This is a genomic window from Flavobacterium sp. HBTb2-11-1, from assembly GCF_009826975.1.
GTDB lineage: Bacteria > Bacteroidota > Bacteroidia > Flavobacteriales > Flavobacteriaceae > Flavobacterium.
In genome coordinates this window covers 103,525-116,612 of the sequence record NZ_WUMO01000002.1, presented here as the reverse complement: position 1 = coordinate 116,612, position 13,088 = coordinate 103,525, and the positions used below count along the sequence as shown (strand labels likewise).

The following is a 13,088-nucleotide window of genomic DNA, read 5'->3' as shown; positions in this document are numbered from 1 at the left end:
AACAGGTTTTTAAAACCTGTTAGGTCTCAAACTATAAACCATGAAAAAAGTACTTTTTATCGATCGTGACGGGACGATTGTTTTAGAACCTGAAAATTATCAATTAGATAGCCTAGATAAACTGGAGTTTTATCCAAAAGCATTTCAATATTTGGCTAAAATTGCTGCTGAATTAGATTACGAATTGGCAATGGTAACGAATCAGGACGGCTTAGGAACTGATAGTTTTCCAGAAGATACATTTTGGCCAACGCAGAATTTTATTCTAAAAGCATTTGAAAACGAAGGAGTTGTTTTTGATGAAATCTTCGTTGACAGAACTTTTCCAGAAGAAAATGCGCCAACTCGCAAACCAAGAACCGGAATGCTGACTAGATATTTGAATAATCCAGAATATGATTTGGCGAATTCTTTTGTTTTAGGTGATCGTTTGACAGATGTAGAATTGGCTAAAAATCTTGGTGCAAAAGCGATTTTCATGAACGATACGGATGGAATTGGAAGCAATGAAATTTCATCTAAACGTGAAGAATTGAATGAAACAATCGTTTTACAGACAATGGATTGGAAGAAAATCTATGAGTTTTTGAAATTAGAAGCGCGTTCAGCCTCAATTACAAGAAAAACCAACGAAACTGATATTTACATTAATCTGAATCTTGACGGAACAGGAAAAAGTAAAATCGATACCGGAATTGCGTTTTTCGACCACATGTTAGACCAAATCTCACGTCATGGTCAAATGGACTTAGAAATCACAGTAAAAGGCGATTTAGAAGTCGATGAACACCATACAATTGAAGATACAGCAATTGCCTTAGGAGAAGTTTTCGCGAAAGCGTTAGGAAATAAATTAGGAATAGAACGTTATGGTTTCTGTTTGCCAATGGATGATTGTTTAGCACAAGCTGCAATTGATTTTGGAGGAAGAAACTGGCTTGTTTGGGAAACTGAATTCAAACGCGAAATGGTAGGTAAAATGCCAACAGAAATGTTTTATCATTTCTTTAAATCATTTACAGACGGCGCAAAAGCCAACTTAAATATAAAAGCAGAAGGAATTAACGAGCATCACAAAATTGAAGCTATTTTTAAAGCTTTCGCAAAAGCCATAAAAGTAGCCGTAAAAAGGGATACAGAAAAAATGATTTTGCCTTCGACGAAAGGGATGCTTTAAAGTTTATGGTTGTTGGTTGATAGTTGTTAGCCATCAACCAATAACCATCAACCAACAACTAAAAAGAATGAAAATAGTAATTATAAATTACGGAGCAGGGAATATTCAGAGCATTATGTTTGCTATTGAAAGATTGGGTTTTAAGGCTGTTTTGAGTAATAATCCAGACGAAATTAAATCGGCAGATAAAGTGATTTTTCCTGGCGTGGGCGAGGCGAGTTCGGCAATGGCAAAACTTCGCGAAAGCGGTTTGAACAGTTTGATTCCTCAATTGAAACAGCCTGTTTTGGGAATTTGTCTGGGGATGCAATTGATGTGCAATAAAACCGAAGAAGGAAATACCGAAGGTTTAGGAATTTTTGATGTTGATGTTTTGAAATTTTCAAACAACGTAAAAGTGCCTCAAATGGGATGGAATCAGATTTATGATTTAAAAACCGATTTGTTTAAGGATGTTTCTGAAAATGAATTTATGTATTTGGTTCACAGTTTTTACGCTCCAAATTGCCAATACGCTGTGGCTAAAACCAATTATGATGTAGAATACGCATCGGCATTACAAAAAGATAATTTCTACGGAACACAATTTCATCCAGAAAAAAGCGGTGACATTGGAGAAAAGATTCTCGGAAACTTTTTGAAGATGTAAATATTTCAATATCAAAAATCAATATCAATCAAAATAACAATTTTTGAGAATCAGAAAAGACTTTAAGACTTTCGACTTTCAAACTTTAAGACTAAAAATAATGAGAATAATACCAGCCATAGATATCATTGAAGGAAAATGCGTTCGTTTGTCCAAAGGTGATTATAACACCAAAATAATTTATAATGAGAATCCGCTTGAAGTGGCAAAATCATTTGAAGCGCACGGAATCGAATATCTGCATTTAGTAGATCTTGACGGTGCAAAATCAAGCAAAATTGTCAATTATAAGATTTTAGAACAAATCGCAACACAAACAAGCCTAAAAATTGATTTTGGAGGCGGATTGAAATCAGATGATGATTTGAGAATTGCTTTTGAAAGCGGTGCAAATCAAATCACTGGCGGAAGTATTGCAGTAAAAAACAGAGCCATTTTTGAAAAATGGATTTCAGAATACGGAACTGAAAAAATCATTTTGGGCGCAGATGCTAAAGACGAAAAAATTGCTGTTTCAGGCTGGTTAGAAGAATCAAATGAAGATTTGATTCCATTCATTCAGGATTATCAATCGAAAGGAATTCAGTACGTTATCTGTACAGATATTGCCAAAGACGGAATGCTTCAAGGTCCAAGTTTTGATTTGTATAAAAAGATTTTAGCAGAAGCGGAAGGTGTAAAATTAATCGCCTCAGGAGGAATTTCGACTTTCGACGAATTGCCAAAACTAGCAGAATTAGGTTGTGAAGGAACTATTATCGGAAAAGCGATTTACGAGGGAAGAATTACTTTGAAACAGTTAGAAAACTATATAATTGATTTATAGTTATTAGTTGTCGGTTGATAGTTTATCGCATTAACCAACAACAATCAACCAGTAACCAACAACTAAAATAAAAAATGTTAGCAAAAAGAATAATACCTTGTTTAGATATAAAAAACGGAAGAACCGTAAAAGGCGTTAATTTCGTTGACTTGCGAGACGCTGGAGATCCTGTAGAATTGGCTGCGATTTATTCAGCTGAAGGCGCAGATGAATTGGTTTTTCTGGATATTTCGGCAACCGAAGAAAGACGTAAAACACTTGTCAATATGGTGCGAAGCGTTGCAGAAAAAATCAATATTCCGTTTACAGTTGGCGGTGGAATTTCATCTGTTGAAGATGTTGATATTCTGTTGAATAACGGAGCTGATAAAGTTTCAATCAATTCGTCAGCAGTTAAAAATCCACAATTAATTAATGATTTAGCGCAGAAATTTGGAAGCCAATGTGTTGTAGTAGCAATTGATGCCAAGCAAATCGACGGAAAATGGATTGTGCATTTAGTTGGCGGAAAAGTACCAACTGAATTGAATTTATTTGACTGGGCTGTTGAAGTGGCAGAACGTGGTGCAGGAGAGATTTTATTTACTTCTATGGATAATGACGGAACTAAAAATGGGTTTGCAAACGAAGCTTTGGCTAAACTTTCAGAATTAGTAAATATTCCAATCATTGCTTCTGGAGGAGCTGGAAACATTCAGCATTTCGTAGATTCGTTTCAAAAAGGAAAAGCAGACGCAGCTTTAGCGGCAAGTGTTTTTCACTTTAAAGAAATCGAAATTAAAGCCCTAAAACAAGAATTAAGAAATAATAATATAGAAGTGAGAATTTGAAAAAAAAATCCAATTTTTAAATTCCAAATTCCAATAATCCGAGTTTAGAAATTAATCTAAAATCTTCCCGATAGCTATCGGGACTAAAATCTAAAATTAAAATGGAAATCGATATCAAAAGCGCACACGGATTAATTCCGGCGATAATTCAGGATTCAGAAACAAAAAATGTTTTGATGCTGGGTTATATGAACGAAGAATCGCTTCAAAAAACAATAGAAACACAAAAAGTAACTTTCTTTAGTCGTTCAAAGCAAAGACTTTGGACAAAAGGCGAGGAGAGTGGTAATTTTTTAAACTTAGTAAGCATTAAAAATGACTGTGATGGCGATACGCTTTTAATTCAGGCAAAACCTGTTGGGCCAACGTGTCACACGGGTGCAGATACCTGTTGGCAGGAGCCAAATGATGCTAATTACGGTTTTATTTCACAATTAGAAAATACAATTAAAACCCGTAGAGAAAATGCTGATTCTGAACAGAGTTATGTGGCTTCTTTGTTTGCAAAAGGAATAAATAAAATAGCGCAAAAAGTAGGTGAGGAAGCTGTAGAAGTCGTTATCGAAGCGAAAGACGATAATGACGATTTATTCCTTAGCGAAAGCGCTGACTTATTGTTTCATTATTTAATTCTACTTCAAGCAAAGGGTTTTAAATTGAATGATGTTATTGAAGTTTTGAAAAGACGTCAAAAATAGTTTTGTTGTTTCAAGTTTCAAGTTTCATGTTCTGTGAGCAACTTGAAACTTGAAACTTGAAACTTGAAACTTGAAACTTGAAACTTGAAACAAAGTTATTACTCCACAAACTCAAAAACCGCAAATTCTTGCGGCTGATGAAATCCAAAAACTGAAGTTTTATAAGGCTGTAAAGCAATGTATTCAGTGGTTTTACCGTAATCAATTCTAAAAGCATTTCCTCGCCATTTTGTCCCAGTTTTCGGTTTTTTAAAACCGCCATTTTCAATTTTTTTAAGACTAGAAAATGGGATTTTAATTTCTACTGTATAGCCATCAGAATTTATTTTGCTTACAGATTCCATACCTTTAATATCGAAATCCATTGCTGTATTCCAACCTCCACATTCTGGTGAAATGCATTTTAAAACCAAATCGTAATTTGTAGAAAATGCATTCACTCCAATTTCAATATAATTTTGGCCATCTCCATCCGGATCTAGAAAAATTTCAGCTAAATCATCGGTATTGAATATTTGAGAATCTTTTGTTTGCGGTGCTCCAATGATTTTAGAATCAGTGCATTTGTAAGCTAAATATAAGTTTTTGCTATTCCACGAAAGTGAAACAAAAGTTTGTTGGGAAGCTTTTTCGCCTGTGTTATGAATTGCAAACGGACCAAGAAAAGGCGTTTTCCACTCTGATAAATTACCATCAATATTAATTTTGTCATTTGTTTTATGAACAGGAAATGTCTGAGAATAAACGGATAATTGGCAGAATAAAAGCGAAACAATAGTAATGTATTGCAATTTCATAAAACACTAAATATAATTGAATCGCTAAAATAAAGAAAATGAGTTTATCTATTGTTTTTGATTGTTAAAATGATAAAAATTTAAAAAGTTTGATATGAATGTTTACATTTGTTGAAGATTAAAACAGGCTTGACAACCTTATTTATTTCAAATTTATAAATAATGAAAAAACACTTTTGTGGGGCATTTATCGCCTTTTTAGTTGGTTTTGCGGCCAATGCTCAGGGACTTTTAAATAAGTCAGAAACCGTTTTTACACATCAGGACACTTTACGCGGAAGCATCACAAAAGAAAGAGCCTGGTGGGATTTAAAATACTATCATTTGAATGTAAAAGTAAATCCTTCTGAAAAATCAATTTCAGGTTCTAATACTGTTCGTTATACGGTTCTGACAGAAAACAACCGTATGCAGATCGATTTGCAGCAACCAATGAATATTACCAAAGTAACGCAAAACGGAAAAGAATTAAAGTTTGAGAGAGATGGAAATGCGTTTTTCATTACTTTAACTGAAAAGCAAAAAGTTGGTGATACTAAGGAGATTATAGTTTATTATGAAGGAAAACCGAAAGAAGCTGTAAGAGCACCATGGGATGGAGGTTTTTCTTGGAAAAAAGATAAAAACGGAAAAGATTTTATTGCTACATCTTGTCAGGGTTTAGGCGCTAGTGTTTGGTGGCCTTGCAAAGATCATATGTATGATGAAGTAGAAAATATGCTTATCAGCGTGAATGTGCCAGGCGATTTAACGGAGGTTTCTAACGGAAGACTGAAAAGCGTTAAAAAAGAAAAAGACGGAACTAAAACTTTCAATTGGTATGTTTCTAATCCAATTAACAATTACGGTGTAAACATCAATATTGGTGACTATGTAAATTTCTCTGAAGTATTTAAAGGAGAAAAAGGAAATTTAGATTGTAATTATTATGTTCTTAAAGATAATTTAGCTTTAGCTAAAGAACATTTCAAAGATGCTCCAAAAATGTTGAAAGCTTTTGAAAGCTGGTTTGGACCATATCCTTTTTACGAAGACAGCTATAAACTGGTAGAAGTGCCTTATTTGGGAATGGAGCACCAAAGTTCTGTAACTTATGGAAACCAATATAAACAAGGTTATTTAGGACGTGACTTAAGTGGAACAGGTTGGGGACTAAAATTTGATTTTATCATCATTCATGAATCTGGACACGAATGGTACGCTAACAATATCACCTACAAAGATATTGCAGATATGTGGGTTCATGAGAGTTTTACCAATTATTCTGAGAGCCTTTTTGTAGAGTATTATTATGGTAAAGAAGCTGGTGCTGAATATGTTATTGGATGTAGACAGAATATTGAAAATGACAAGCCAATCATCGGGCATTATGATGTAAATAATGAAGGATCTGGCGATATGTATCCAAAAGGAGCTTCAATGCTTCACATGATTCGTCAGATAATCAACGATGATGCGAAATGGAAAACGATTTTAAGAGGGATGAATAAGACTTTTTACCATCAAACCGTTACTGGAAAGCAGATTCAGGATTATATAAATGAGCAATCTGGAATTAATTTCAATAGAGTTTATGCACAATATTTAACCACAACTCAGATTCCAGTTTTTGAATATATGTTTAAAAACGGAACTTTCGGTTACCATTGGACTAATTGCGTTTCTAAATTTGATATGCCAGTACGGGTAAAATTAAACGGAGTTGAAACTTGGCTGAAACCAACAACAGAATGGCAATCAATAAAAACTGATAATGAAGATAGAAAGCTAGAAGTAGATAAAGATTTCTACGTTACAGCTTCTAATATCGTCGAATAAAAGTTCGACAATTTCCAATTTTTTAAATTCCAAATTCCAAGCGGAGTTTTATAAATAGTAAACCCGACAGGTTTTAAAAACCTGTCGGATTTTTTTTTAGTGTGGTTTGTCATTTCGACGAAGGAGAAATCTCCGCAAAGAAAATCAACAATCTTTGTCGAGCTACTCGCGGAGATTTCTCCTTCGTCGAAATGACAAAAATGGCGTTAAGAACAAAGTTTTAACGCCATTTTTATTGGAATTTGGAATTTTAAAAAATTGGAATTTAAAAACCTTATCTATTATTAAGCTTCGCTTTCTCCTTAATAATATCAGCAATTTTCCTATTTTCGATTTTGCTTTCGAGCCAAGAAATGATATCTAAATATAAGAAAGCCCTTTTTTCATAAGTATTCTTTTCAAGCTCAACAAAACGAGTATGCATTTTCTTGAATTCCTTTTTTATATCGGCAGGGTAAAAGTTGTTTAGGTTTCTTAAAAACTTGATAATTTCTTTTTGAACTTCATGCAAATCGTTCATTTTCAATAAGAACTTATACGTGCTTTTTAAATGATTTTCTAAATAATAATCTTTACCAAGCTCATAATGAGCAATCAACGACAACAATCGCGCAAAACACATTAAATCCTCGCGCATTGTCAAGTTTTTATTGTTGATGATTTTATCTAAGTAATTAATGCATTCATTATACTTTTCGTTACCAAAATAAATAGAAGCAAACTTGTAGAAAAATAACATTTCATGATGTTCGTCTAAATGTTCACTGTGCAGTTTTAATTTTTCTAGAATCTCAGGAATTAAGTATTCGCTTTCCGCAAAAGTGCCTTCTAAAATATGTAGGTTTAACTTATTATTATACACATAAAGGAATGATAAAGAGGCAATATTGTCATTTGCAGGAAACTTAGGATCTGCAATTGTTTCTTCCAAAAGATTTAAATATTTCTTGAAATTCGATGTATATTTAAGCATATAGAGCGATTCTAAGAAATAATGATTTCCTTTTAAGAAGAAAACAGGATTGAGATAAATCATATTTGGATTATCATAAAAAAGCTGAACCCATTTATAGGCAAATTTATAACTCGCCAAGAAATCTTGTACTAGAAAGCTTCGCCAAAGATTGGCATTGTAAAACCAATACTTTTCGCGGAAACCAAATTTACTCTCGTCAAGTTTAGAAATATGCTTATTAAAGTAATCATCAATATATCGGTATTCTTCGTCATTTTTTACGTAACCTGTTTTCAGCATGATTCCGTATAATTGAAGAGATAAATTGGATAATTTGCTTGAAATTGTATTTCTATAATTTAATTCTTTCGCCTGAACTACCAATTCGTCAGCACGACCTTGAATACTTCGGGTGATGTATTGCGATTCAATTAGCTTTTCGAATTCAACAATTTCATACGCCATATATTTTTCATCATTCTCTAAAGCTTGCTGTTTGGTTTTATCCAATATTTTCAAGCTCTGCTTATATAATCCTTTATTATAAAGAATAACAGCAAAATCCATTTGCTCTCGAAGCTGATAACGAATATTCTGACTAGGAATATTTAGTCTTATACTAACCAGGATTTGTTTGTATAAGTATGATTTTAAGTTAGATAACTGCACTTTTTGGATAACACCACTTTTCAAAATGAGTTTTTCATCGTAAACTTCAGATTTATCTAAAATGTTGAATAATTCGATAAATTTTGTATTTGAACTCGTTTCTAATCGGCTTGCAAAAATTTTAAACTGCCTTTTTTCTGATTTCGAAAGTGATTTGATTAGAACAAATAAGAAATCTTTTTGATGGTTAGCCATTGTAAAAAAAAATAATATAACTTACTGATTATAAGTTAGTTAATATAGTATAAGTCGTTTTATAAACAGTATAATTTCATTAAAATGAATTTCATACTGTAATAGTACAATATATATTTGTTATCAAGATGTGAAATTACATTAAATAAATGAATATGAATAGAGAGAAAGTTCAAATTTTTGACACCACATTGCGAGATGGTGAACAAGTTCCAGGATGTAAGTTAGATACTAAACAGAAATTAGTTATCGCAGAACGACTAGACAAAATGGGAGTTGACATTATCGAAGCAGGCTTTCCTGTGTCAAGTCCGGGCGATTTTTTATCGGTCTCTGAGATTTGTAAAATTGTAGAAAATGCAACCGTCTGCGGACTAACAAGAGCCGTAAAAAACGACATTGATGTTGCTGCAGCTGCTTTAAAGCATGCTAAGAAACCTAGAATCCATACTGGAATCGGAACTTCGGAATCTCACATACTCCACAAATTAAATACTACGCCTGAAGATATTATTGCAAGAGCAAAATTTGCTGTATCACACGCTAAATCTTATGTAGAAGACGTTGAATTCTACGCTGAAGATGCTGGTAGAACAGACAATGCGTTCTTAGCTAAAGTTTGTGAAGAAGTTATCAAATCTGGAGCTACAGTATTGAATATTCCTGATACTACTGGATATTGTCTTCCAGAAGAATACGGAGCAAAAATTAAATACTTAAAAGAAAACGTAAAAGGAATCGAAAGCGTAATCCTTTCATGCCACTGTCATAATGATTTAGGAATGGCAACTGCAAATTCGATCGCAGGAGCTATAAATGGAGCAAGACAAATTGAATGTACTATTAATGGTATTGGTGAAAGAGCTGGAAACACAGCACTTGAAGAAGTGGTAATGATTTTCAAGCAGCACCCTTACTTAAATTTAGATACAAACATTAATACAAGAGAATTGAACGAAATGAGCCGTTTAGTTTCTGAAAGTATGGGAATGATTGTACAGCCAAATAAAGCAATTGTTGGAGCAAATGCTTTTGCACACAGTTCTGGTATTCACCAAGATGGTGTAATCAAAAACAGAGCAACTTACGAGATCATGGATCCGCTAGATGTGGGAGTGAATGAATCTTCAATCATTTTAACAGCAAGAAGCGGAAGAGCTGCTTTGGCTTACCGTGCTAAAAAAGTAGGTTACGAATTGACAAAAACACAATTGGATATCGTTTACATCGAATTCTTGAAATTCGCTGATATTAAAAAAGAAGTTGTAGACGCAGATATCCACCAAATTATAGAAGCTTCTAAAATAGAAGGAGATTTAATCAGAAACTAAAATAGTATAAAAATAAGAGTTTAAGGAACAATAAGGATTTAAAGACATAAAGAGCGAGAGATTATGAATTTAAAAATTGCAGTTTTACCAGGAGATGGAATTGGACCTGAAGTAATATTACAGGCTAAAAAAGCTTTGTACGCCATTGGCGAAGTGTATAATCATGAATTTGTTTTTGAAGAAGCACTGATGGGAGCGGTTGCTATCGATAAAACGGGAAGCCCTTTGCCGGAGCAGACTCTAAATCTGTGCTTAAATACAGATGCGGTTTTGCTTGGTGCAATTGGAGATCCAAAATATGATAACAATCCAAATGCAAAGGTTCGCCCAGAGCAAGGATTATTAAAATTGCGAAAAGAATTAGGATTGTTTGCTAATATTCGTCCCATAAAACCTTATAAAGCCTTAATCGAATCTTCTCCTTTGAAAAGAGAAATTATTGAAGGAGCTGATTTTACCATTTTTAGAGAATTAACTGGTGGAGCTTATTTCGGAACTAAAACACTTAATGAAGAAGGAACACATGCTTCGGATTTATGTGAATATTCAGAAGAAGAAATTACAAGAATTGCACATTTAGCTTTTAAATCGGCGCAAAAAAGACGTAAAAAGCTAACAATGGTAGACAAAGCAAATGTTTTGGAAACTTCAAGATTGTGGAGAAAAGTAGTTCAGAAGGTGAGCGAAGAGTATTCAGATGTTAAACTTGATTTCTTATTTGTGGATAATGCAGCAATGCAGTTAATCTTAAATCCGAAACAATTTGATGTGATTTTGACTGAGAATTTGTTCGGAGATATTTTATCTGATGAAGCTAGCGTAATTACAGGTTCAATTGGCTTATTGCCATCGGTATCTTTAGGTGAAAAAAATGCTTTGTTTGAACCAATTCACGGATCATATCCGCAGGCAAAAGGCAAAAACATTGCCAATCCGATTGCTTCGATTTTGGCAGCAGCACTTTTGCTAGAGCACTTTGGATTAACTAAAGAAGCTCATGTAATCTATAAAGCGGTTGAAAAAGCAATTGAATACAAAGTAGTTACAGTTGATTTGAAACCAGACTCAAAATTTGGAACAAATGAAGTTGGAGAGTTTGTTTCTAATTTTATTTTCAGCAAAGATGATTTGCTCTATTTCAATAATGACAATGTAAGTATTGGGCAATCTACAATTGTTTAATATTTTTTGTTAAAACTTGAATATAATCACAAGAAGTATTGTAAATGTTGAGATTTTATTTTTTTACTTCCAGAAGTTTATTTACTTTTGTGACACTAAAAAATAAATGATGCAAATCTCAATTATTATTACTTCTGTCGTTGTTGTCAATGTGATTCACACATCTGCATCGGGAATGTTATAAATATAATTGAAAGACTATATTACAAACCTTCCAAATACTGGAAGGTTTTTTTTTGAACAAAAAATTAAAAAAAATAAAACTATAATGGAATTAAATAAGTACAGCAAGACCATCACACAAGATCAAACACAGCCAGCGGCGCAAGCGATGTTGTACGGAATTGGTTTAACTGAAGAAGATTTAAAAAAAGCACAAGTTGGAATTGTGAGCATGGGTTACGATGGTAACACTTGTAACATGCACCTTAATGATTTAGCACAAGATGTTAAAAAAGGTGTCTGGGATGCAGATCTTGTCGGACTTATTTTTAATACCATTGGTGTCAGTGACGGTATTTCTAACGGAACTGAGGGTATGCGATACTCACTAGTTTCTCGTGATGTAATCGCAGATTCTATCGAAACAGTTGTGGGAGCGCAATGGTATGATAGTTTAATTGCAATTCCGGGATGCGATAAAAATATGCCAGGTGCTTTAATTGCAATGGGAAGGTTAAACCGTCCATCTCTTATGGTTTACGGAGGTTCTATCCATTCTGGAAAATGGAAAGGAGAATCTTTAAATATCGTTTCTGCTTTTGAAGCTTTAGGAAAAAAAGTAAAAGGCGAAATTACTCCAGAAGATTTTAAAGGTGTTATTCAAAATGCTTGTCCAGGAGCTGGTGCTTGCGGTGGAATGTATACTGCAAATACAATGTCTTCTGCTATTGAAGCATTAGGAATGAGTTTGCCTTACAGTTCTTCAAACCCTGCTTTAAGTCAGGAGAAAAGAGACGAATGTCTTGAAGCTGGAAAAGCAATCAAAATATTATTAGAAAAAGATATTAAGCCAAGAGACATTATGACTCGCAAGGCTTTTGAAAACGCTATCACAATTGTAGCTGTTTTAGGTGGTTCTACAAATGCTGTTATGCACTTAATTGCAATGGCTCACTCAGTTGGAATCACAATTACATTAGATGATTTCCAAGCGATTAACGATAGAACACCAGTATTGGCAGACATGAAGCCAAGCGGTAAATACATGATGGAAGACATTCACGAAGTAGGAGGTATTCCAGCAGTTATGAAATACTTATTGAAAGTTGGACTTATTCATGGGGACTGTTTAACAGTTACAGGAAAAACAGTTGCAGAAAACTTAGCTTCAACTCCAGATTTACAAGACGGACAAGAAGTAATTCATGAAATTCAAAAAGCATTAAAACCAACAGGAAATATTCAGGTATTATACGGAAATCTTGCTACTGAAGGTGCTGTAGCAAAAATCAGCGGAAAAGAGGGAGAGTATTTCGAAGGGCCAGCTGTTGTATTTGAAGGTGAATTTGAAGTAATTCCAGGTCTTCAAGCCGGAAAAATTAAACCAGGTAATGTAGTCGTCATCAGGGGTTGTGGACCAAAAGGTGGTCCGGGAATGCCTGAAATGCTGAAGCCTACATCTGCTATTATTGGTGCTGGATTAGGAAGCAGTTGTGCGCTAATTACAGACGGTAGATTCTCGGGCGGTTCGCACGGTTTCGTGGTAGGACACGTTACACCAGAAGCATATGATGGTGGTGGTATTGCACTAGTAAAAGATGGTGACTTAATCGCCATTGATGCTGTGAAAAATACAATCGATCTGAAGATATCTGACGAAGAATTTGCAGCAAGAAAAGCGGCTTGGGTTCAGCCGGCTTTAAAAGTTGACAGAGGGGTTTTACTTAAATACGCGAAGTCGGTCTCGAGTGCATCAACAGGATGTGTAACCGATAAATAATTATAAAAAATCAAAAATC

At 34.0% G+C, this 13,088-nt stretch carries 11 protein-coding genes; 9 read left to right on the top strand and 2 right to left on the bottom strand.

Features of this window, described 5'->3' with window-relative positions; translation table 11 throughout:
- The first annotated feature begins 40 nt into the window (after positions 1–40).
- The 5 genes from hisB (at position 41) to hisIE (ending at position 4,180) form a co-directional block, all read left to right on the top strand.
- Positions 41–1,177: a bifunctional histidinol-phosphatase/imidazoleglycerol-phosphate dehydratase HisB gene (gene hisB, locus GR162_RS05640; RefSeq protein WP_160781319.1), complete on the top strand. Its 1,137-nt coding sequence runs from the start codon at positions 41–43 to the stop codon at positions 1,175–1,177.
- Between the two features lie 67 nt (positions 1,178–1,244).
- Complete coding sequence (gene hisH / locus GR162_RS05635; protein ID WP_160781318.1) at positions 1,245–1,826, top strand: imidazole glycerol phosphate synthase subunit HisH; 582 nt, start codon at positions 1,245–1,247, stop codon at positions 1,824–1,826.
- A gap of 100 nt (positions 1,827–1,926) precedes the next feature.
- The gene (hisA, locus tag GR162_RS05630; RefSeq protein WP_160781317.1) at positions 1,927–2,652 is read left to right on the top strand and encodes a 1-(5-phosphoribosyl)-5-[(5-phosphoribosylamino)methylideneamino]imidazole-4-carboxamide isomerase; all 726 of its coding nucleotides are present in this window, start codon (positions 1,927–1,929) and stop codon (positions 2,650–2,652) included.
- A 74-nt stretch (positions 2,653–2,726) separates the two neighbouring features.
- Positions 2,727–3,482 (top strand): imidazole glycerol phosphate synthase subunit HisF, encoded by a 756-nt coding sequence (gene hisF / locus GR162_RS05625; RefSeq protein ID WP_160781316.1) that lies wholly within the window; start codon positions 2,727–2,729, stop codon positions 3,480–3,482.
- Positions 3,483–3,577: 95 nt separating this feature from the next.
- Positions 3,578–4,180, top strand: a complete 603-nt coding sequence (gene hisIE, locus GR162_RS05620) for a bifunctional phosphoribosyl-AMP cyclohydrolase/phosphoribosyl-ATP diphosphatase HisIE (protein WP_370516231.1) — start codon at positions 3,578–3,580, stop codon at positions 4,178–4,180.
- A 98-nt stretch (positions 4,181–4,278) separates the two neighbouring features.
- On the opposite strand, the gene GR162_RS05615 is transcribed toward hisIE, so the two are convergent.
- A complete protein-coding gene (locus tag GR162_RS05615) occupies positions 4,279–4,977 on the bottom strand; it encodes a carbohydrate-binding family 9-like protein (RefSeq protein ID WP_160781314.1) in 699 nt (232 codons plus the stop codon).
- A gap of 162 nt (positions 4,978–5,139) precedes the next feature.
- Here GR162_RS05615 and GR162_RS05610 point away from each other — a divergent pair, with 162 nt between their 5' ends.
- Positions 5,140–6,795 carry a M1 family metallopeptidase gene (locus GR162_RS05610; protein WP_160781313.1) on the top strand — a complete coding sequence of 552 codons (1,656 nt, stop codon included), beginning with the start codon at positions 5,140–5,142 and terminating at the stop codon, positions 6,793–6,795.
- A gap of 274 nt (positions 6,796–7,069) precedes the next feature.
- On the opposite strand, the gene GR162_RS05605 is transcribed toward GR162_RS05610, so the two are convergent.
- Complete coding sequence (locus tag GR162_RS05605) at positions 7,070–8,614, bottom strand: hypothetical protein (protein WP_160781312.1); 1,545 nt, start codon at positions 8,612–8,614, stop codon at positions 7,070–7,072.
- Between the two features lie 155 nt (positions 8,615–8,769).
- On the opposite strand from GR162_RS05605, the gene GR162_RS05600 reads away from it, so the two are divergent.
- From GR162_RS05600 to ilvD, 3 genes are all read left to right on the top strand, one after another.
- Positions 8,770–9,945 carry a 2-isopropylmalate synthase gene (locus GR162_RS05600; RefSeq protein WP_160781311.1) on the top strand — a complete coding sequence of 392 codons (1,176 nt, stop codon included), beginning with the start codon at positions 8,770–8,772 and terminating at the stop codon, positions 9,943–9,945.
- 63 nt (positions 9,946–10,008) lie between these two features.
- Entirely contained in the window at positions 10,009–11,127 is a 1,119-nt protein-coding gene (leuB, locus tag GR162_RS05595) for a 3-isopropylmalate dehydrogenase (protein WP_160781310.1), read from the top strand.
- 268 nt (positions 11,128–11,395) lie between these two features.
- Positions 11,396–13,069: a dihydroxy-acid dehydratase gene (gene ilvD, locus GR162_RS05590; RefSeq protein ID WP_008464097.1), complete on the top strand. Its 1,674-nt coding sequence runs from the start codon at positions 11,396–11,398 to the stop codon at positions 13,067–13,069.
- Positions 13,070–13,088: the final 19 nt, after the last annotated feature.